This window comes from Nucisporomicrobium flavum (assembly GCF_016464385.1).
GTDB lineage: Bacteria > Actinomycetota > Actinomycetes > Mycobacteriales > Micromonosporaceae > Actinoplanes > Actinoplanes flavus_A.
Genome location: NZ_JADMLH010000008.1, coordinates 202,672 through 224,281 on the forward strand (window position 1 = coordinate 202,672; position 21,610 = coordinate 224,281).

The 21,610-nt window shown below is 71.7% G+C and carries 17 protein-coding genes; 14 read left to right on the plus strand and 3 right to left on the minus strand.

What is annotated here, in order from left to right:
- Window positions 1-34: 34 nt before the first annotated feature.
- From IT780_RS20805 to IT780_RS20855, 11 genes are all read left to right on the plus strand, one after another.
- Window positions 35-1,489: a hypothetical protein gene (locus IT780_RS20805; RefSeq protein ID WP_199513272.1), complete on the plus strand. Its 1,455-nt coding sequence runs from the start codon at window positions 35-37 to the stop codon at window positions 1,487-1,489.
- Window positions 1,480-2,160 (plus strand): hypothetical protein, encoded by a 681-nt coding sequence (locus tag IT780_RS20810; protein ID WP_199513273.1) that lies wholly within the window; start codon window positions 1,480-1,482, stop codon window positions 2,158-2,160. The genes IT780_RS20805 and IT780_RS20810 overlap by 10 nt, the downstream gene beginning before the upstream one ends.
- Window positions 2,161-2,464: 304 nt before the next feature.
- Window positions 2,465-3,046 (plus strand): VanZ family protein, encoded by a 582-nt coding sequence (locus IT780_RS20815; protein ID WP_199513274.1) that lies wholly within the window; start codon window positions 2,465-2,467, stop codon window positions 3,044-3,046.
- Window positions 3,047-3,090: 44 nt separating this feature from the next.
- The gene (locus IT780_RS20820) at window positions 3,091-3,693 is read left to right on the plus strand and encodes a TetR/AcrR family transcriptional regulator (RefSeq protein WP_199513275.1); all 603 of its coding nucleotides are present in this window, start codon (window positions 3,091-3,093) and stop codon (window positions 3,691-3,693) included.
- A 541-nt stretch (window positions 3,694-4,234) separates the two neighbouring features.
- Window positions 4,235-5,572, plus strand: a complete 1,338-nt coding sequence (locus tag IT780_RS20825; RefSeq protein ID WP_199513276.1) for an acetyl-CoA carboxylase biotin carboxylase subunit — start codon at window positions 4,235-4,237, stop codon at window positions 5,570-5,572.
- Window positions 5,573-5,577: 5 nt separating this feature from the next.
- Window positions 5,578-6,471, plus strand: a complete 894-nt coding sequence (locus IT780_RS20830; RefSeq protein ID WP_199513277.1) for a hydroxymethylglutaryl-CoA lyase — start codon at window positions 5,578-5,580, stop codon at window positions 6,469-6,471.
- Window positions 6,472-6,696: 225 nt separating this feature from the next.
- Entirely contained in the window at window positions 6,697-7,782 is a 1,086-nt protein-coding gene (locus IT780_RS20835) for a hypothetical protein (RefSeq protein ID WP_199513278.1), read from the plus strand.
- A 301-nt stretch (window positions 7,783-8,083) separates the two neighbouring features.
- Window positions 8,084-9,232, plus strand: a complete 1,149-nt coding sequence (locus IT780_RS20840; protein ID WP_199513279.1) for a chaplin — start codon at window positions 8,084-8,086, stop codon at window positions 9,230-9,232.
- Window positions 9,233-9,457: 225 nt separating this feature from the next.
- Entirely contained in the window at window positions 9,458-10,984 is a 1,527-nt protein-coding gene (locus IT780_RS20845) for an acyl-CoA carboxylase subunit beta (RefSeq protein ID WP_199513280.1), read from the plus strand.
- Window positions 10,985-11,008: 24 nt separating this feature from the next.
- Window positions 11,009-12,166, plus strand: a complete 1,158-nt coding sequence (locus IT780_RS20850; RefSeq protein WP_199513281.1) for an acyl-CoA dehydrogenase family protein — start codon at window positions 11,009-11,011, stop codon at window positions 12,164-12,166.
- A gap of 180 nt (window positions 12,167-12,346) precedes the next feature.
- Entirely contained in the window at window positions 12,347-14,812 is a 2,466-nt protein-coding gene (locus IT780_RS20855) for an ATP-binding protein (protein WP_199513282.1), read from the plus strand.
- Window positions 14,813-15,290: 478 nt separating this feature from the next.
- On the opposite strand, the gene IT780_RS20860 is transcribed toward IT780_RS20855, so the two are convergent.
- On the minus strand, window positions 15,291-15,803 hold the full coding sequence (locus IT780_RS20860; RefSeq protein WP_199513283.1) for a MarR family winged helix-turn-helix transcriptional regulator: 513 nt from the start codon (window positions 15,801-15,803) through the stop codon (window positions 15,291-15,293).
- A gap of 90 nt (window positions 15,804-15,893) precedes the next feature.
- Between IT780_RS20860 and IT780_RS20865 the strand changes: the two genes are divergently transcribed.
- Window positions 15,894-16,475 (plus strand): YceI family protein, encoded by a 582-nt coding sequence (locus IT780_RS20865; protein WP_199513284.1) that lies wholly within the window; start codon window positions 15,894-15,896, stop codon window positions 16,473-16,475.
- A 327-nt stretch (window positions 16,476-16,802) separates the two neighbouring features.
- Entirely contained in the window at window positions 16,803-18,296 is a 1,494-nt protein-coding gene (locus tag IT780_RS20870) for a glutamate-cysteine ligase family protein (RefSeq protein ID WP_199513285.1), read from the plus strand.
- On the opposite strand, the gene IT780_RS42045 is transcribed toward IT780_RS20870, so the two are convergent.
- Window positions 18,293-19,750, minus strand: a complete 1,458-nt coding sequence (locus IT780_RS42045) for a Hansenula MRAKII killer toxin-resistant protein 1 (protein ID WP_233413197.1) — start codon at window positions 19,748-19,750, stop codon at window positions 18,293-18,295. The two genes, IT780_RS20870 and IT780_RS42045, sit on opposite strands and share 4 nt — an antisense overlap.
- Window positions 19,751-19,974: 224 nt before the next feature.
- Here IT780_RS42045 and IT780_RS20885 point away from each other — a divergent pair, with 224 nt between their 5' ends.
- Window positions 19,975-20,781, plus strand: a complete 807-nt coding sequence (locus IT780_RS20885; RefSeq protein ID WP_233413198.1) for a PASTA domain-containing protein — start codon at window positions 19,975-19,977, stop codon at window positions 20,779-20,781.
- Between the two features lie 282 nt (window positions 20,782-21,063).
- Here IT780_RS20885 and IT780_RS20890 read toward each other — a convergent pair whose 3' ends face one another.
- Window positions 21,064-21,363 (minus strand): hypothetical protein, encoded by a 300-nt coding sequence (locus IT780_RS20890; protein WP_199513289.1) that lies wholly within the window; start codon window positions 21,361-21,363, stop codon window positions 21,064-21,066.
- Window positions 21,364-21,610 lie beyond the last annotated feature (247 nt).

Here is a 21,610-nt window from a genome sequence, read left to right on the forward strand (position 1 = left end):
GACGCTCGTCAGGCCCGGTGGAGCTGCGACGCGTGTGGCAACGAGATCGCTGGCGTTCAAGGAAGCACGCCTGCTGCTGGGCATGTCGACCCTGTGGATCGGGGCGGTCCTGGCCGTGGCCCTGTGTACGGCGTGGGGCTGGACGACCGAGCCGCGCTGGGACGTGTTCACGGCGAACTCCGGCATGGCGTCCCTGGTGCTCGCCGGCTTCCTCGTGCTGATCGGGCACCTGGCGGCGTCGCGGGACCACCGGCACGGCGCGACGGAATCAGCCCGTACGCTGCCCAGCCCGGCGCGCCGCAGGACGGTGGGGCTGCTGGCGCTCGTGCCGACGGCAGGACTCGTGGCTGTGCTGGTCGTGGGCGTCGAGTTGGTTCTGCTGCTCCCGTCGTGGCCGGCGGGTGCTTTCGACCCGTGGCTCATGGCGGTAGCCGTCGTGAGCCCGATGATCGGTGCGGCGGTGGGCGTCGCGGTGGGTCGGTGGCTGCCGTCGACTGCAGCCGGTCCGCTGACCCTCTTCGGCCTCGCGGCGGTGCTGGCCATCCTGCCGGTGCTGGGATCCAGCGCGGACGCCCTGGCCTGGCTGCTGTTCCCGGTCGTGGTCGACGAGAACGTGGCGCCGACGATGCCCCGGCCGACCGGCGCCCACCTGGTCTACCTGGTTGCCCTTCTCCTGGTCGTGATCGCGGGTGCGCTTCTCCGGCATTGGCGGATCCTGGCCTCGGCCGTCCTGGCGGTCGCGCTCGTGGTCGCCGTTGTCGCCGTGGAGCGGCAACAGGACGAGCGGCTCCCGGCCGGCCCCGAGGCGGCGCAGCCCTATCTCGACGAGTCGGTGCAGCACTGCGAGCAACGGAACAGGGTGACGTACTGCGCGCTGCACGGGTACGGGCGCTGGGTCCCGCTGTGGGAAAAAGCGGTTGATCCGGTGGTTTCGGCGCTGCCCGTCGGCGTCACCGATGTGCCGATTGTGCGGCAGGGTGCCGGGCCCGCCACCAGCGTGGTCGTCGACCAACACTGGGGCCGCCACGGCTCGTGGGCACGCACCAGCCGCACCGACCTCACCACGCAGTACGTGCGCGTGCTCCTCGGGATGCCGGATCAGCTCGCGGGCCGGCCCGGGCCTGGCAGCCTGCCCGAGCGCAACAGGGCGGTGCTTCCGGGCGGCTCGCTGGAGCTGAGCACCGGACCGAGATGTTCGGGCGCAGGTCAGCTGCGCACCGTCATCGCTCTGTGGCTGCTCGGCCAGTCCGGCGAAGACGGCCGTGCGCTGCTCAACGATCCGAAGAACCTGCACTTCGGCCGGGTCGACGTCGGCGAGGCCGAGATCGAGGCCGCGAAGCGCCTGCTCGACGTACCCCGCGACAGGGTGACCGCCTTGGTGGCCGACAACTGGGGCGCGGTGCGGTCGGCAGCCCCGGTCGGTGACCTGCTCGCGCCGTTCGGGGTGACCAACCTGCCGGCCGCCGACCAGGAGGCGGCATGTCCGTGAGGGTTCGTCAGTTGCTTCTCCTCGCGACGCCGGTCGTGCGCCTCGTGCCGTGGCTCCCTCTCGCCGCCGCGACCGCGGTGTCTGCGCTCGCCCTGCTTCCCGCGCTTGCCGGCGCACCCGCTCCGGCGAGCCAGATCTGGGGCGTACGGATCGCCGCTGTCGTCCTCGGCGCGGGTGCGAGCTTCGCCATGGTCGACCCGATGGCTCCGCTGTCGGTGACGCCGACCCCGCGCTGGCTGCGGCAATGGCTACGCGTCGTCGTCGTCCTCATCCCGGCCGCGGCGATATGGGCAGGTCTGCATCGGGCCGCCGTCGCCAGCGTGGCTCCTGGTCGGCTCCCGTCCCCGGATCTCGCAGTGGAGGCGGCCGTGTGTGGGCTGGCCGGGCTGGTGGGTGCCGCCGTGGCCGCCCGACGGGCGCACTCCCTCACCACTGCCGTGGCCGGCCCGGCGACGCAGGGCGGTCTGATGGTCGCCACGCTCTTCCTGCCGGCCAAGTACTCGGCATGGCCTCTTCCGGATTCCCCGCAGTGGGATGTGGCCCACGACTGGTGGCTACCCATGCTGCCCGTCCTCGCCGCCGCGTTGGTGCTCGCGAACCGGGAGGTCTGGCCGTGGCGCCCGCGGAAACGCGCCGGTGTCGGGACGCCCGACCTAGTGGGTGAGTCGTGAGCGAGTGGGCGCCGCGCACGTCGCCGGCCTCGTCGGCTTCGCTGGACCAAGGACGAGGGATATCCGCCGCGCCCCCGTCCGACGCAAGCGTTCGTGCTTCGCCCGCCGCGCTGAGACCGCGGAGACGGCTGAGACCGCGGAGACGGCTGAGACCGCTGAAGCGGCTGAAACGCACTGAGACGGCTGAGATGGCTGCGGGCACAGCTGTCGGCTTTCTCCCGAGCCCGATCCTGAGCCATGAGCCGCTCGCCGCACGATCCATCGGACACGGCGTCGATTTGGCCGGGCGGCATACGGTGCGGCGATGGGTGCGGCTTGGCGGGATCACGGCGTCACCATCGTCGTCGCGCTCGTCCTCCTTCCGGCGGCGAGCTTCTTGGCGTACCGGTGGCGTCGGCGCAGATCGGGTCGCCGGTATGCGATCGCCGAGGTCGGGATGGTGGCCGGCTCGTTGCCCTGGGCCGTCATGCTCTTCACGCCGCAGGCCGCTCCGCGCTCGGTCGACCTCGTACCGCTGCACGATCTGCCGTCATGGGTGTCGGGCGGCCCGGGCACCGCGGCGGCTCAGATTGTCGGGAATCTGCTCGTCCTTGCCGCCCTGGGCTTCTTTCTGCCGCTGCGGTTCGACTCTTTCGCTTCCCTCTGGCGGGTGGCGGTGGTGGCTGCCGTCGCCTCAGGTGTGGTCGAGGCCCTCCAGTGGGTGCTGGCCATCGGCCGGGTGTCGAGCGCCGATGACGTGCTCATCAATACCGTCGGGGCCGTGGTGGCTGCTGCGGCCTCGCGGCGATGGTGGGCGTGTCCCGTGCCGGCCGGGGAGATTCCGCCGCCGCATAGCCGACAAAGTGTCCCGCCGGGTACGGCCGAGGTGCCGGACCACGCTGCCTGAACGACCGTTAAGTACTCGGCTTGACAGCGGGTTAGAGTGGCCAGGTGACGGTAGATCAGCACCAGCGTCCTGGACCGCCGGCCCCTCGCCGCCGGTCGCGCCGGGACGAGATCCTCGAGATCGCGGTCGGCCTCTTCGCCGCCCGCGGATATCACGGCGTATCGATGGACGACATCGGTTCGGCCGCCGGGGTGACCGGTCCGGCGCTGTACCACCACTTCGCCGGGAAGGAGGCCATGCTGGTCGCCGCGCTCATCCCGGTCAGCGAGAGCCTCCTGCACGGCGGCCGCGAGCGGGTCGGGCGTCACTCCGGCGACGCGCAGGCCACGCTGTCCGACCTGATCGAGTTCCACGTCGAGTTCGCGCTGGCCAATCCCGCGGTGATCGCGCTGCACCTGCACGAACTGGACAGGTTGCCCGAGGAGCCGAAGCGACAGATCCGGCGACTGCAGCGCCTGTACGTTGAGGAGTGGGTCGGAGTGCTGTCCACGCTGCGTCCCGAACTGGACGCCGGCGAGGCGCGGGTACTGGCGCACTCGGCGTTCGGCTTGATGAACTCGACGCCGTTCCTGGGCGGCGAGGTCGACCGCCAACGCCGGGCCGCCCTCCTGCGCGAGGCGACCATGCACGCACTGATCGGCCGCTGACCGACCGGCAGATCGAGCACATGGTCGAAGCCGAACTCATCATCAAGCCCGACGCCCCCGGGCTGGATGCCTGGCGGCGGCCCACCGGCTGCTGCCGGCCTATCGACGGCCGACCGGCCCCGGGGCAACCCCGCTCGGCCGGCGACCGGCTTCGAGGCCAGCCCCGCTCGGCCGGCCACCAACCTCGGGCCGCGCCTGGCCCGCGACCAACCTCGGGCCGCGCTTGGCCCGCGACCAACCTCGGGCCAGCCCCGTTCGGCCCGTGGCCGGTCTCAGGCCAGCCCCGTTCGGCCCGTGGCCGGTCTCAGGCCAGCCGCGCTCGGCCCGCGACCAACCGGCCTCAAGCCAGCGGACGCCGGCCCGCGACGAATTGGCCCCGGACCACCCACCCTCGGCCCGCGTGCAACCAACCCCCGGCCGGCAACCTCCGGCCGGCAACCTCCGGCCGGCAACCCGCCGGCCTTCTACCCACCGGCCAAAAGCCACCCCTTAACGGCCCACCCACGGCCACCCCGCACCCGCCCTCCACACAAGGAGCGACATGATCGAATCGCTGCTCATCGCCAACCGGGGCGAGATCGCCCGCCGGATCATCCGTACGGCCCGGCGGCTCGGTGTCCGGGCGATCGCGGTCCACTCCGAGGCGGATGCCGCGATGCCGTTTGTGCTCGAGGCCGATGAGGCGGTGTGTGTCGGACCCGCGAACCCTGCTCAGAGCTACCGCAACACTGACGCCATTCTCGCCGCGGCCAAGCAGACCGGGGCTCAGGCGATCCACCCCGGCTATGGCTTCCTGAGTGAGAACGCCGACTTCGCCCGTACGGTGGAGGCGAACGGCCTGGTGTGGGTCGGGCCGTCCGCCGATGCGATCAGCGCGATGGGCGACAAGATCAATGCTCGGAATCTGATGGCTGCCGCCGGCGTGCCCGTGGCGCCGGGCTCGCAGGATCCCGCCGCCTCGGTGGAGGAAGCGATCGGGGCCGCCGCCGCGATCGGGTATCCGGTGATGGTCAAGGCCGCCGCCGGTGGTGGCGGCATGGGCATGGCCGTGGCGAACGACGAGGCCGGGCTGCGGACGGAGTTCGACAAGGTGCGCGCGTTCGCCGAGCGGATGTTCGGTGACGGTTCGGTGCTGATCGAGCGGTTCTTTCCCCGGGTACGGCACGTGGAGGTGCAGATCCTCGGGTTGGCCGACGGCCGGGTGATCGCTCTCAGCGAGCGGGAGTGTTCGGTGCAGCGGCGTAACCAGAAGCTGCTGGAGGAGGCGCCGAGCCCGGCCGTGGGCCCGGAGCTGCGGCAGCGGTTCCTCGCCGCCGCCGTGCAGGCCGGTGAGGCCGTGAAGTATCGCAATGCCGGCACCGTGGAGTGCCTGCTGGACCCGGCGAGCGGCGAGTTCTTCTTCCTGGAGATGAACACGCGGCTGCAGGTCGAGCACCCGATCACCGAGCTGATCCACGGCATCGACCTGGTCGAGCAGCAGCTGCGGATCGCTTCAGGTGAGGCTCCGACCTTCGACGTGGACGAGCTCACCACCCGTGGGCACGCGATCGAGTTGCGGGTCAACGCCGAGGATCCGAAGCGGTTCCTGCCCGGGCCGGGCAAGGTGGCCACCTGGGTGGAGCCGTCCGGCGAGGGGATCCGGGTGGATTCCGGGTACGGGCCCGACACCACGGTCACGCCGTTCTACGACTCGCTGATGGCGAAGCTGATCGTCGTCGGCGCGGACCGCCCGGAGGCGATCGCGCGGGCGCGGGCCGCCGTGGCCGGGTTCGAGATCGCCGGGCCGAAGAACAACCTGCCGTTCTTCGCCGAGCTGCTGGAGAACGAGGAGTTCCTCAGCGGCGACTATGACACCGGCATCGTTGCGCGGATGAGGTGAGGGGCATGACGACGACGGCTGTCTCGGTCCGCGAGGTCGCTCCGCGCGACGGGCTGCAGAACGAGGAACCCATCCCGGCCGACAACAAGGTCCGGCTCATCGACGCGCTGTCCCGGACCGGGGTACGGCGGATCGAGGCTGTCTCCTTCGTCCACCCGAAGGCGATCCCGCAGATGGCGGACGCCGACGAGGTGTGGGCGCGGGCGTGGCACAACCCGGATGTGCGGTATTCGGCGCTGATCCCGAACACGCGCGGCGCCGAGCGGGCGATCAAGGCCGGCTTCCGGGAGATCGAGGTCGTGGTCTCCGCCAGCGACACCCACAACCGCCGGAACCTGAACCGGTCGACCGAGGATTCGCTGGACGACATCGCCGGCCTGATCCCGCTGGTGCACGACGCCGGGGCGACGCTCGAGGTCATCGTCGCGACCAGCTTCGGGTGCCCCTTCGAGGGTGACATCGCCCCGGACCGGGTGGCGTCCATCGTGGAGCGGGTCCGCGCCGACGGCGCGGACCGGGTGGCCTTCGGCGACACCACCGGCATGGCGACCCCGCGCCGGGTCCGCGACCTGCTGTCGGCCGTACGCCCCGAGCTGCTGCACTTCCACAACACGAGGGGTACGGGGCTGGCGAACGTCCTGACCGCCCTGGAGCTGGGGGTGACGGAGTTCGACGCGAGCGTGGGCGGGATCGGCGGGTGCCCGTACGCGCCGGGCGCCTCCGGCAACATCGCGACCGAGGAACTGGTGCACATGCTCGAGGACATGGGTATCGACACGGGAATTGATCTCGACGAGCTGATCCGGGTGGCGGAACTCGCCGAGGGTCTGCTCGGGCGCACCCTCCCGTCGGGTGTTCTTCGGGCCGGGCCGCGTACCAGATTGGTCGCCTCCTCCTGACTCATTCTTTGGTCGGTACGGAAAGCGGCCGATCACTTTTCTCCATTCGTCTGCGTGACCCTGACTGTGTCGCTTCGTTACCAATACCGAGCGGCCGATGTTTCGGCCGCCGGTCACGAGCCGACGACATGAGGGGCGGATCCGATGACGGGGTGGGGGGTCGAGCGCGAGCGGCGCCCGGCGTGCCGTCCGTCGGTCGTTTCGCCCGCCGGTGGTTCCGCGCCCATGCCGCCTCCCAGCCAGGGGGCGGAGCGGCAGCGGCGCCGGTCCGGGCGTCCCGGATCCCCCTGGGGTCTGCGCGTCCTGGTCGTCGGCGGCATCGCCGGCGCGGCGTGGCTGCTCTCCGGGGCCGCCGCCCAGGCCGACGACCGTGACCCGCCGACCGGCCTGCTCGGCGCCGTGGTGCACGACATCACGGCGGCGCCGCACAGCGCCGGCACCGGCAAGCCCGTCATCGGCATCGGTACCGGCGAGCACAGCGCCGGCGAGCACGGTACCGGCGAGCACGGCACCCGAACCGGCAGGCAAGACGCCGGCAAGCCCGGCGCCGGTACCAGGAGCGGTGCCGATGAGCAGGGAAAACATCTGATCGACCGGATCCTCACGACGGCCGTCCAGCCGTTGGATTCCGGTGACCGGCACGACCTCGGCGCGGTGACCAAGATCCCGAAGCGGCTCGTGGGCGAGGTCACCGGCGGCGCCGGGGGCTCCGCCCTGGGCGGGGCCGTCCGTCAGCTGACCGCCCCTGTTCGCCTCACCGGCGAGACGGTCGGCATCGGACACATCGTTCCAGCGGTCCAGGCACCGCAGGACCGGCCGCAGCAAGACGAGCCGAAGCTGAACCAGCCGCAGCAAGACGAGCCGCAGCAGGACCAGCCACAGCAGGACCAGCCACAGCAGAACCGGCCACAGCCGGGAACCGGGGCATCGCCCCAGGTCATCGAACCGGCCGCGGCCGCAACCGACGGCACGCACGCGCTGCCGGGCGAGAAGGCCGGCAAGCCCGGGGCCGGCAAGCCCGGGGCCGACGTGCCGCTGGGCAGGAAGAAGCTCGCGCCGACCAGGTCCGCCGGAGTGCGCGACACGGTCAGCGAGACACCCGATGGTGAGGGACCCGCACAGGTCCGCCTCGGGGCAGCGAACGGTGCCCCGGCCTCCGGGTCGGGGACAGCGACGGACGGCGGTCCTTCCGCGGCCGTCCTTCCGTCGGCGATCGCCGACAGCACGATGGCCTGCCATCGGCTGCCGATCGCCACCGAGGTCGAGGTCCGGCGCCACGACGCCGAGGCTCCGACCGCCTCACCTGACTAGGGGACGTCTCTTCGACGTGGCGGGGCCGCTGGGCCACCGCCGTCGGGCCCGGTGCCCGGTCGAAGAGGGTTCAGTGACGACCCGGCCCGATTCCTGAAACCGTTTGCGAACAAGCGGCGAATCAATTCCGTGGCCGCGGGTCATCACATCACCGCATGCGCAGGCGCCACCACGAGGGCGCACGTCGACGAGCGGGGTCAGGGCATCCGAAATTGCGCCAGGGCACCGCTGCGCCCGTGAGCACCATTCAATTGAATATGCGACTCACCATTCGACAATTGTGAAAGGCACGTTTCTTCTCATGAAGACTTGGGTTCGTAAGACTCTGAGCGCCGGCGTTCTGGCCGCGGGCGCCCTCCTGCTCGCCCCGGGTGCGGCGCACGCCGACGTCACCCAGACGACGTCCGACAACGTCGGCATCGCCAACGGCACGCAGGTGTTCACCACGGTCGCCGTGCCGCTGAACGTCGTCGGCAACTCGATCGGCGTCGCGGGCGAGTCCAACGCCGCCGGCCAGGGCATCAACTGGGTCGAGAGCGGCAAGCACGGCAAGGGTGGCAAGTACAAGCAGCACAGCTCGAACAACACCGGTGTCCTCAACGGCACCCAGGTGCTGCTGCCGGTCACCGTGCCGGTGAACGTCGTCGGCAACGCGGCGTCCGTGCTGGGTGTGGCCAACGCGGCCGGCTCCGGCGTCAACAAGACCGAGAGCGCCCGTACCGAGGGTGCCAAGGTCGACCAGGACTCGTCCGGCAACACCGGTGTGCTGAACGGCACGCAGGTGGCCGCGCCGATCAACGTGCCGGTCAACGTCTGCGGCAACTCGCTGGCGATCCTGGGCCTGGCGAACTCGCAGGCGGTGTGCGTCAACGGCGGCGGGCACAAGACCGAGAGCATCAAGCAGGACAGCTCGGACAACACCGGGATCGGCAACGGTACGCAGATCGCCGCGCCGATCTACGTCCCGCTGAACATCACCGGCAACTCGGCGGCGGTGCTGGGCGAGGCCAACGCGGCCGGTGCCTCAGCGAACGAGTCCGGCCACCAGGGCGGCGGCATCAAGCAGGACAGCAGCGACAACACCGGCGTGCTGAACGGTACGCAGGTGGCTGCGCCGATCACGGTTCCGGTGAACGTCTGCGGCAACGCGCTCGCGATCCTGGGCGAGGCCAACGCGTCGGCGGCGTGCGCCAACGGCACCGGCAACGGTGGCGACAACGGCGGGGACAACGGCGGTGACAACGGCGGGGACAACGGCGGCTACGACGACGGTGACGACGTCGGCGGCGACGGTGGCTCGCAGGGCGGCGACGACACGTACGGCGAGCACCCGCGCAAGCACGCCGCCGCCAAGACCGAGGCGACCCCGGTCGACGGCCTCACGCAGAACCTGAGCAACGCGGGTGGCCTGAACGTGGGCGGCCTGGACGTCACGGGCCTGCTCAAGTAGGCAACGGGTCCCGCACAGGGAGACGCGGGTCGGGCCGGTCCCGGGTCTGACCCGTACGGCGCCGCGAGGCGCCGGGCAGTGAAAAAGAAACCGGTGCTCCTCCACAGCGCCGGCACCCATCGGACGGGAGTCCTCGCAGCCTGCGAGGGCTCCCGTTCGCGTATGGCCCCCAGATGCAAGATGCGCTAACCTAACGATCGTTCAGGCAGTGGCCGAGGGGGGCACGTGGCAATCGACGAGGAAGCGCTGGCACAGGCACGCAAGCGTGCGGTCGCCGGCGGCGCGGAGAAGTACCACGCCGCGAACGCCGCGAAGGGCAAGCTGTTCGCGCGCGAGCGGATAGCCCTGCTCGTCGACGACGGTTCGTTCGTGGAGGACGGGCTCTACGCCAACAGCCTCGCGGACGGGCTTCCCGCGGACGGCGTGATCACCGGCTCGGCCCGCATCGACGGGCGCGAGGTGTGCGTCATGGCCAACGACTCCACCGTGAAGGCGGGGTCGTGGGGCGCCCGTACCGTGGAAAAGATCATCCGGATCATCGAGCGGGCGTACGCGACCGGCGTACCCATGGTCTATCTGGTCGATTCCGCGGGCGCGCGCATCACCGACCAGGTCGACCTGTTCCCTGGCCGGCGCGGAGCCGGCAAGATTTTCCACACCCAGGTGCGCGCCTCAGGGTCGGTCCCGCAGGTGTGCGCGCTGTTCGGGCCGTCCGCCGCCGGCGGGGCCTACATCCCCGCCTTCTGCGACGTGGTCGCGATGGTCGAGGGCAACGCCAGCATGTACCTCGGCTCCGACCGCATGGTCGAGATGGTCACGGGGGAGAAGACCACGCTCGAGGCGATGGGCGGCGCGCGCGTGCACTGCGCGGAGTCCGGCGTCGGGCACTTCCTGTGCAAGAGCGAGCAGGAGGCCCTGGACGTCGTCCGCTCGTACCTGTCCTACCTGCCGGCGAACTACACGCAGCAGCCGCCGGTCGCGGAGGCCGGGGAACCGGCCAATGTGGATCTTGGCGCGCTGGTGCCGCAGAGCGAGCGGCAGGCGTTCGACATGCGCCGCTACATCAAGGGCATCGTCGACACCGGGTCGTTCTTCGAGATCCAGGCGCTGTGGGCCAAGGAGCTGACGATCGGTTTCGCCCGGCTCGACGGCCAGGTCATCGGCGTGGTCGGCAACAACTCGATGTTCAAGGGCGGGGTGCTGTTCGTCGACTCCGCCGACAAGGCCAGCCGCTTCGTGCAGCTGTGCGACGCCTTCAACGTGCCGCTGCTCTTCCTCTCCGACGTGCCGGGGTTCATGGTCGGCTCGGCGGTGGAGAAGCAGGGCATCATCCGGCACGGCGCCAAGATGATCACCGCGATCTCCGAGGCGACCGTACCGAAGATCTGTGTCGTGGTCCGCAAGGCGTACGGCGCCGGCCTCTACGCGATGGCCGGCCCCGGCTTCGACCCGGACGCGACGATCGCCCTGCCCACCGCCAAGATCGCGGTGATGGGCGCGGAGGCGGCCGTGAACGCCGTCTACGCCAACAAGATCGCGGCGCTGCCCGAGGAGGACCGCGCCGCCTTCATCGCCGAACGCCGCGCCGAGTACGAACGCGACATCGACATCCTCCGCCTCGCCAGCGAACTCGTGATCGACGCCGTCGTCGAGCCCGGTGACCTGCGCGGCGAGCTCGTCCGCCGGTTCGCCGCCGCCCGCGGCAAGGACCGCTCGTTCTCCCGTCGCCGCCACGGCGTCACGCCCGTCTGATCAACCCTCCGAAAGGGACACGCCATGGTCGACTTCCGGCTCAGCGAGGAGCAGGAGGCGCTGCGGGACACCGTCCGGGACTTCGCCCGCGAGCAGGTCGCCCCGGTCATCGCCGAGCACTACGAGCACAAGACCTTCCCGTACGACCTGATCCGCCAGATGGGGAAGATGGGGCTGTTCGGGCTGCCCTTCCCCGAGGAACACGGCGGGATGGGCGGCGACTACTTCGCCCTCTGCCTGGCCCTCGAGGAGCTGGCGCGGGTCGACAGCAGCGTCGCGATCACCCTGGAGGCGGCCGTCTCGCTGGGTGCCATGCCGATCCATTTGTTCGGTACGCCGGAACAGAAGAGCCGCTGGCTCCCTCAGCTGACCAGCGGGGAAGCCCTGGCGGCCTTCGGTCTCACCGAGCCGGGCACCGGATCCGACGCCGCTGCGACCACGACCCGCGCGGTGCTCGACGAGGCCACGGGGGAGTGGGTGATCAACGGCTCCAAGGCGTTCATCACCAACTCGGGCACGGATATCACCTGCCTGGTGACCGTGATGGCGGTGACCGGCACGAACCCGGACGGCTCCAAGGAGTTGTCGGCGATCATCGTGCCGTCCGGGACCCCCGGCTTCACCGTCGCGCCCGGCTACTCCAAAGTGGGCTGGTGCGCCTCGGACACGCACGAGCTGGCCTTCGACGACGTCCGCGTACCCGCCGAGAACCTGCTCGGCGAGCGCGGCCGCGGCTTCGCCCAGTTCCTGCGCATCCTCGACGAGGGGCGGATCGCGATCGCCGCCCTGTCCACGGGTCTCGCCCAGGGATGTGTCGACGAGTCGGTGGCGTACGCCAAGGAGCGTCAGGCGTTCGGCAAGCCGATCGGCGCCAACCAGGCCGTCCAGTTCATGATCGCGGACATGGAGATGCGGGCGCACACCGCGCGGCTCGCGTACTACGACGCGGCGTCGCGCCTGGTCACCGGCGAGGACTTCAAGCACCACGCCGCCCTCGCCAAGCTGTACGCGAGCGAGGCAGCGATGGACAACGCCCGGTACGCCACCCAGGTGCACGGCGGCTACGGCTTCATGAACGAGTCGGCGGTGGGCCGGTTCTACCGCGACGCCAAGATCCTCGAGATCGGCGAGGGCACGTCCGAGGTGCAGCGCATGATCATCGCTCGCCGGCTCGGGCTGTAGAGCTTCGCGGCTCGGCCTGCGGGGCTCCGCGGCTCGGCCTGCGGGGCTCCGCGGGCCGCGCTGTAGATCTTGGACTCCCGGGCAGGATCCGCGATAAATCCGACGGCGGTTGCGTCGGTTAGTCGACAATCCGCCGTCTGAACTCGGCATTCATCATCATGTCTGCCTAGGTTCATTGCCATGACGGCCGATCACGGGGCGGACCAGGGGGGTCCGGGATTCGACGCCGTGTTGCGCAGCTACCGGCTGCGCGCGAAGCTGACCCAGGACGAGCTCGCGGCCCGGGCGGCAGTCGGCGTCCGCACCGTACGGGACCTGGAACGCGGCCGCGCGTCCCGCCCGCAACGCACCACGGTGGAGCTGCTCGCCGCCGCGCTGGGGCTGGCGGGCGCGGACCGGCTCGCCTTCCTCGCCGCGGCCCGCGGTCAGGCCTCGCAGACCGCGCCGCCGCCACGCTACGTACGCCTGCCCCCGCCGGGCGACCTGATCGGCCGTGACGGAGACGTCGCCGAGCTCGCCGACCGCCTGCGCGACCGCGCCGCCGAGGGCAGCCGGGGCATCACGCTGGTCGGCCTGGCCGGCGTCGGCAAGACCAGCCTCGCGCTCTCGGTGGCCCACCGGGTCACCGAGGCGTACCCGGGCGGGGTCGCGGGCATCGTCATCACCGACGGCTCCACCACGGGCGAGGTGCTCGGCGGGGTCGCGGCCGTCTTCGGCGTCGGCCGCCCCGACGACCTGGCGCCGCGCTTCTCCGGGCGGTCCGCGCTGCTGCTGATCGACGCGGTGGAGCGCGCACCGGAGGCGGTCGCCGAGGCGCTCGGCCGGCTGCTCGCCCAGCATCCGACGCTGCGGTTCCTCGCCACCGGCCGCCACCCGGTCGGCCTGCCCACCGAGCGGGTCCGCCCGGTCGCGCCGCTGGACGCGCCGCCCGCCGACGCGGCACCCGCGGACGTCGCCCGCTATCCGGCGGCCGCCCTGTTCATGGACCGGCTCGGCCGCGTACGCGAGGAGCCCGTCGAACCGGCCGAGGTGACCGCGCTCGCCGCCCTGGTCCGCCGGCTCGGCGGCCTGCCGATCGCCATCGAGCTCGCGGCGGCCCGCGGCCGGGTGCTCACCATCCCCGAGATCCTCGACCGGTACGGCGACCGCGTGCTCGACCTGTCCGGCCGCCCGGCCGACGGAGGCGTCCTGCCGGTGCGCGACCTGTCCGGCCGGCCCGCGGACACCGGCGTCGTCTCGGTACGCGAAGCCGTCGCGGCCAGCTATCGCCTGCTCTCCACCGACGAGCAGATGGCCCTGCACCGCCTGGCGACCTTCCGCAACCGCTGGTCCCTGGACCTCGCCGAGCGGATCGTCGACCGCAGTCCCGACCTCGACGTGGTGCACCTGCTCGACCGATTCCTCGAGCTCGGCCTGCTGAGCGCCCGGGGCGCCCGGGCGTTCCGCTTCCGCCTGCTCGACGTGGTCGGCGACTACGCCCTCGAGCAGGCCGCGGTCCAGGGTGACCTCCCGGCAGCCCGGCGACGGCACGCCGAGGTGATGGCCGACCTGGCCATGAGCATCGCGGCCGAACTCAAGGGAGCCCGCCTGGCCGACGCGGCCGCCCGCCTCGACGACGTGGCCGGGGACCTCGGCGCCGCGCTCACGTACGCCGCCCGCGAGCAACCGCACACCGCGCTGCGCCTGGCCGCCTGCCTTCCTCGCTGGTGGCGGTTCCGGGGGCGCGACGTGACGGGCCGGCAGTGGCTGCGGCGGTTGCTGGCGGACCCCCGTACGGCCGACGCGGCCCCCGCGACGCGCGCCTGGGCAGAGGTGGGCCTCGCGCAGCTGGCGCTCGAGCACGGTGCCGGCGCCGAGGAGATCAGCTCCGCCGAGTCCGCGCTCGCCGGGTTCATCCGGCTCGGCGACGTGTCCGGGCAGCTCATCGCCCACACCCAGCTCGCCGCGCTGCGGATGACGACCCGCGACTACGACCGTGCCCGCCACCACGCCGAGGCGGCGTGCGAACTCGCCCGCGACAGCGGCCGCATCCGCGACATGGCCGTGGCCGAGAACAACCTCACCTGGCACGAGGTCCGGGCCGGCAACCTCGACGCGGCCCGCGCCCGCCTGGCCGAGGTCGACCGGCTGGCGAGCCGTTGCGGCGAACACCGGCTGCGCGCGGTGGCGGTCGCCAACCTCGCGGAGATCGAACGGCTGGACGGCCACGTCGAGGAGGCGGCCCGCCTCGGCCGCGACGCGATCGCCGAGCTCGAGGACGTCGGCGATCCGGGCCATCGACGCCGCGTCCTGGCCACGGTGGGGCTGGCGGTCGCGGAGGCCGGGCTCATGGAGGAGGCGGAGGCGGTGCTCGAGGAGCTTCGGCCCCCCGGCTCGACGGCTCCGCTGGACGGCCCGGCCGCCGTCGTGACCGGGGCGGTGGCCCTGCAGCGCGGCGACGCGGATCGCGCGGCGGAGGCATTCACCGCGGCGATCGAGGCGTACGACGGCGGCCACGACCCCCGCGACGCCGTGGAGGCGCTGATCGGGCTGATCCGCAGCACCCGGGACCTCGACCGCCGGGCGAAGGCGGTGCACCGGCTGACGGAGCTGTGCCGTACGGCCGGGATCACGCTGCTGCCCCGGGAGCAGAAGCACATCGCCTAGCGCGGGGCGTGGACGACCGGCGTTTCCGTGCCCCCCACAACGCCGGCCGTCGCAACGCCCCGGTACGCGGCGAGAACGATGGCTCCCCCGTTCGGCCCCCGCCTCGGCCTCGGCCGCGCCGCGTCCCCCTGCCGTGATCACCTTAGCGGGGGCGATAGGCGGATTTGCGTAGATCGGTGCGTTTGAACCCCGGTCCCGGGCGGTTCTGCCGGTAGTTCTGCCGGTTCCTCACCCGGCCGTGGCGGCGGCGCCGGGGAAGCGCTTACTCCAGGCCCGCGGGCGCTCACTCAGCGGTTGCGGAACCATCCGCCGACACGCCCCGGACCCGCGGCAGAAGCCCAGTCGCCCGACCGCCGGCCCGGCAGCGCAGCGGGGTGCCGGCCCGGCGGCGCAGCGGCGCAGCGGGGTGCCGGCCCGGGGGCGCGGCAGGACGCCGGCCCGGCGGCGCGGCAGGACGCCGGCCCGGGGCGCGGCAGGGTCAGGATCGGCTTGGCGCGGCCGATTCCTGGCTGAGCTCCGCGCTCCCGGCCGTCGCGCACGGGTTCACCGCGTCACGGATCGTCCGGAGCGCGTCCAGGAGCTGGTCCAGCTGTTCCGGGCTGAGCTGGCCGATGAACCACTGCTGCATGAGCTCGAGGTGGCCCGGTATCACCTCTTCCAGCCGCTGCACCCCGGCCGGGGTGATCACCGCGTACGAGCTGCGGCGGTCGCTGGGGCAGGCCTCGCGCCGGATCAGGCCCTCACGATCCATGCGGTCGACGACGCGGGTGACTCCGCTGGTGGACAGCGAGGTCTGGCCGGCGAGGTCGGTCATCCGCAGCCGGTGCTGCGGCGAGCGCGCGAGGCGGAGCAGCACCTCGAACTCGACGCTGGAGAGCCGGTGCTGCTCGAACTGGGCGGCGAAGCGGTTGGTCAGGCCCGTGAACGCCTCGGCGAACAGGCCGTAGGCGGTGAACCGGGGGTCATCGAAGTTGGTTCCCACGCCATCCATGCTAACAGCACCCTATTGACACGGGGAATATTGCTCAGTGTATAGTTGCTACGTCAGACAAATACAGGCTCACTACCGAGAGGACCCGTCATGACCGACACCGCCGCCACTGGTACCCGCGAGTTCCAGGGCCTCCAGATTCCGGCCGCCGGCACCTACGAGCTCGACGCCGCGCACAAGCGGGTCGGCTTCGTGGTGCGCCACCTCATGGTCAGCAAGGTCCGCGGCGACTTCGCCGAGGCCACCGCGACCGTCACCGTCGCCGAGAACCCGCTCGAGTCCTCGGTCGTCGCCTCCATCAAGACCGCCAGCGTCAGCACCGGCCAGGCCGACCGCGACAACCACCTGCGCACCGGCGACTTCTTCGAGGCCGAGAAGTACCCGACCATGGACTTCCGCAGCACCGGCGTGAAGTCGTTCGACGGCAACGAGTTCGTGCTCACCGGTGAGCTCACGATCAAGGACGTGACCCGGCCGGTCGAGCTGCTCGTCGAGTTCGAGGGCGCGACCGTCAGCCCGTACGGTCAGCAGCTCTTCGGTTTCAGCGCGACCACCGAGATCGACCGCGAGGACTGGGGCCTGACCTACAACATGGCCCTCGAGTCCGGCGGCGTCATGATCGGCAAGAAGGTCAAGATCGAGATCGAGGGCGAAGCCATCCGCCAGGCCTGACCGCCACCGCGGCCCATCCCGCCGCCCGCTTCGTGCCGACGCCGAAAGCGCCCCTCCGCCGCGGGTCGATACCGAACAGCGCCGCTCGGGCGCAGGTCGATACCGAACAGCGCCGCTCCGCCGCACGTCGATACCGAAAAGCGCCGCCCCCGCAGGGGCGGCGCTTTCGCGTTCCCGGTCCGCTGGCGAAGCCCGCCACTGTCTGCGAAGGTGGACCCTGCGCTTCCGCGTGCTTACTAAGAGCTGATGTACGTCCGTTTCGTCCCTGGCCTCCGTTAGCGGGTCCACATACCGTGAGAGCGTCATGCGAACGTGCCAGGAGGATCGATGGGTAAGGACCTGTCCGGTACGACGTTCTCGACCGAGGACCGGGTCCACTATCGGCAGAAGGTCCGGCGCTGCCTGGACGTCCTGGCGCTGATGCTCGACCGGCGCGGGCGGTGCGGCCCCGCGTTCGACAGCGACAGCCGCCGGACCGGCCTCGAGATCGAGCTCAACCTCATGGACGCCGACGGCGAACCGGCCATGCGCAACGCCGAGGTGCTCGCGGACCTCGCCGACCCCGCGTTCCAGACCGAGCTCGGCCGCTTCAACCTCGAGCTCAACGCCCGTCCGAGGCTGATCAGCGGCGACGGCTTCGCCGACTACGAGGACGACCTGCTCGAGAGCCTCGGCCGGGCCGCGGACCGGGCGGCCAAGTCCGACGCGACCATCGTGCTCATCGGCAGCCTGCCCACGCTGACCCCGGATCACCTGGTGCTCGCCAACCTGTCCGCGAACGATCGCTACCGCGCGCTCAACGACCAGATCGCCGGCGCCCGCGGCGAACAGTTCAGTGTGGACATCCGCGGCGTCGAACGCCTGCAGACCGCGAACGACTCCATCGCCCCCGAGGCCGCGTGCACCAGCGTCCAGTTCCACCTGCAGGTCCCGCCGGAACGCTTCGCCGCCCAGTGGAACGCCGCCCAGGCCGTCGCGGCGATCCAGGTGGCGATCGGGGCGAACTCGCCGTACCTGCACGGGCGGCAGCTGTGGGCGGAGACCCGGATCGCGCTGTTCGAGCAGGCCACGGACACCCGGCCGGACGAGCTCAAGGCGCAGGGCGTACGGCCCCGGGTGTGGTTCGGCGAACGCTGGATCACCTCGGTCTTCGACCTCTTCGAGGAGAACGTCCGGTATTTTCCGCCGCTGCTGCCGATCATCGACGACGAGGACCCGGTCGCGGTGCTGGAGCGGGGCGGCGTACCGCACCTCGGCGAGTTGCGCCTGCACAACGGCACGGTCTACCGCTGGAACCGCCCGGTCTACGACGTCATGGACGGCCGCCCGCACCTGCGGGTCGAGAACAGGGTTCTGCCGGCCGGCCCCACCGTCGTCGACATGCTGGCCAACGCGGCCTTCTACTTCGGACTCACCCACCGCCTCGCGTCCGAGGAGCGCCCCGTCTGGAGCCGCCTGGCGTTCCCGGTGGCCGAGGACAACTTCCACGTCGCGGCCCGTCGAGGCATAGAAGCCACAATCCTCTGGCCGGGTACGGGAGAAAGCGCCGTCACCGACCTCGTCCGCGACACCCTCCTCCCCAAGGCCGACGAGGGCCTGGCGATGTTCGGCGTCGACCGCCGCCACCGCGACCGGCTCCTCGGCATCATCGACGGCCGCTGCCGGACCGGCCGCAACGGCGCGACCTGGCAGGCGGAAGCGGTGTGGTCGGCCGAGCACCACCGCAACCTCAGCCGCTCCGCCGCCCTGCACGACATGCTGCTCCGGTACAGCGTCCACCAGCAGACCAACGAGCCGGTCCACACCTGGCCGATCGACTAACCGTCCGGCCCGTCCTGGCGTGGAGCAGCCTTCGGTGCACCGGTTTTCCTGGCAGGAGTCGCATTCTTCGCCGGGGCCGCCTTCTTCGCGGCGACACTCCCGGCCCGACCGGGATTGATCTGCGCGACGGTCGGGGCTGCCGGTGGCCGGGCGACCGTGGACCGAGCTTCAGCCGGTTTGGTCTCGGCCGGTTTGGTCTCGGCCGGTTTGGTCTCGGCCGGCTTGGCCTGGGCCGGATGGGCTTCGACCGGCGCGGGCTTTGCAGCCGGTGGGCGTGCCTTTGCGCGGCCGGTCGCGAATGAGGGCGGGGCACCGGCAGCCGCTGCGGGGTCGGCCGCGGCGACGGCTGCGCTTCGCGGCTCTGCCGTCGCTGTGCTTCGCGCGTCGGTCGGCTCTGCCCTTTCCGGTTTGGCCCGCCCCCGCGCCGGTTCCTTCGCCGGCTCCACGTGCTGCTTCGCCGCCTCCGAGGAAGCCGGCCGCTGCGGAGCCTCCGAGAAAGCCGCCCTCTGCGGAGCCTCCGAGGAAGACGGACGCTGCGCCGGAACCGCTATCACCCCTGTCGCCTCCGCGGCCTCGACCGGGTCGGTCGCTCGGGTGGCGCCGCGTGCCGCCGTCCGCTGGGCGAGCGCCACGGTCGCCGCGGACCCGGCGAGACCGGCCAGGACCGCGTACGGCGCGATCAGGTAGGCCGACTCGAGCGGTCCGAGCGACCGGGTCAGCTGCGGGGCGAGCACCAGGAACGCGGCCGCTACCAGCAGCGGACCCACCGCGCCGGAGCTGGCCGTACCCACGCCGAGGTTGCCGCGGCGAGCCGACGGCCAGGCGCCGAGCACGCCGATGATGAAGGCCGCCAGCAGGGTGAGGAGCGCGCTGGGCCAATAGATCGTCCCGTACGTGCCACCGTCGCCGGCGGCGAACTGCCAGCTGGACGGGTACGCCGCCGAGGGCCGGTTCCAGAAGATGTCCGAGGCGACCGCCGCCACGGCCAGCGCCCACAGCCAGCCCGCGGTCACGAGCAGGTTCGTCGCGACGGGCCGGGAGACCACCGCCCAGTACGCGATGAGCAGGCCCAGCACGACACCGATGGCGGCATACCCGGCGGCGATCGTCTGCGGTGAGAAGGTGTCCGTGCGTACGGCCGCCCGCGCCGGCAGGGCGACGAGCAGCACCGTGAGCAGGGCCCCGACCGCGGCGGAGGCGGCCAGCGCGAAGCGCCAGGGTCCACCCGGAGCGCGGCCGATCCGTGCGCCGATAACCGCGCCGAACACCGTCGCACTCGCCGCGATCCAGGTCGCCCAGCCGAGGCTGCCGAGCCAGACGCTGTCGTCGGCCGTACCCGCGGCGGGCCAGACCACCACGCCCAGCCCGTACCCCAGGCCGAGCTGCGCAGCGCCCGTTCCCGCGGCTGCTCCGGCCGCGGCTGCCACCTGCCCTGTCCAGCCCTTCGCGGCCATGCGGGGCACTGTAGCCGGACCCGGCTATGGCTGCGAATCGATGAGCGGATGCCTCAAGATTGGTTAGGTTGACGGTCGAGGCCCCAGGCGAGGGAGACGATACGGCGATGCCCGGCGACACCCGCGAGTCCTTCCCTTCCGGCGACGAACCCCCCGTCGAGGGAGGAAATCAGCCGAATGGGGGTACGCGTCCGGGTGACACCGAACCCGATCGCACCCAGCAGATGCCGCGCCAGGAGGCCGATCCGGACGGTACGGCGCTCCTGCCCGCGGCCGACGACTCCACCCGGATGCAGCCGGGCGACCGTACGCAGATGATGCCGCCGGTCGACGAGCCGGCGCCGGGCGATCCGACCGCTGTCCTTCCGCCGGCTCGCGGCGTCGAGGCGACCTCGGTCTACCCGCCCACGCCGGCCGGCGCGAACTGGGCCGACGACGACGGCGTCTGGGCCGGTCGCGCCGGTGTCCGCGCGCCGCGCCCGGCCGAGGAGGTCACGGACTGGGCGGCGGTGCCGGCCGACGAACCGCGCGGCCGCTGGTGGACGCCGATCGTGGTGGGCATCGTCGGGCTGATCCTGCTCGGCCTGCTGGCCTGGGGCATCTACCTGATCCTGCAGTCCACCGACGACGACGGCGGTACGCAGACCCCCGCCCCGACGGCGACCATCTCCCCGGCCGCACCGCCGACCACCGAGCCGACGAAGACCCGGACGTCCACCGCGCCGACGACCACCCAGCCGACGACGACGCCACCCACGTCGCCGAGCGACATCACGATCCCCGCGCTGCGTGGGCTGTCGCTGGAGGAGGCGCGGGCCGCGTTGAACCGCAGCGGCCTGAACTATCGCCTGCGGTACGTGCAGAGCACGGAGGCGCCGCCGGGGACGGTGATCGACAGCGATCCGCCGGAGGGCCAGCAGGTTCCCGACGACACGGTCGTCAACCTCATCATCGCCTCCGAACGTACGGCGCCGACGACAACGCCGACGACCCCGGCGACCGAACCGGCCGACGTCCCGGACGAGGACTGACCAGGGGGTTTCACGACCCCACGGTGAGATTGGGCAGGGGCAGGGACGCCAGGCTGCGCTGCGGCCGCCGGGCAGTGCCTGCGGCCGCCGGCGGGCGGTGTCGCAGCCGGCGGCCGATACACGCGGTGGTGACCGCGGGCGTCGCCGCCGGTGTCGGTCGCGCGGTGCCGTTGGGCGGTGCCGGTTGGGCGGTGGTGCGGCTCGCGGCTCGGTGACGGACGGCCGGGACGTGCTTCCGGCCGTCCGGCCGCGGGCCGGGGTCCCGGTCCGCTGCCGGGACCGTCAGCGGTTGGTGCGCAGCGCGCGGGCGGGGATCGCCCCCGACGTCAGGCCGGGCTGGCGGGCGTTGCGGGTGCGCGGGTCGGGCGCCTTGCCGACCTGGCGCAGGCCGCTGACCTGCACGAAGATTGATCGGCGTTCCACGGCGTCGCCGGAGGTGTTGAGCTCGTAGCCGTCCAGCCAGATCCAGCCCTCGTACGTCGGCCAGTCGTGGACGCGGATGACCCGGAAAAGCATCGGCGATGCGAATTGGACGCTCGCCGCCTTCGTCACGTGGATGACATCGCCGGATCGAGGAAGCACGTCAACTCCTGTCCTGAACCCAGTCTCGGGGCAAACACCGATTTGCCGCACAGTGAACACAGATGCTCCAGTGTGCCCGGCTTAAACGCGTTGGCAAGGTTGCGAAGATGCCAATCATCACAACGGTGCCATAACGTCGCCGTCGGCCCCCGCCAGGACCCCGTGACTTGATCAGTCCACGAAGGACATTTGGTTGGAGCCGACCCCCGCATCGGCGTCGCTTTTTTGTGCGATGGGTCGGGCTGGG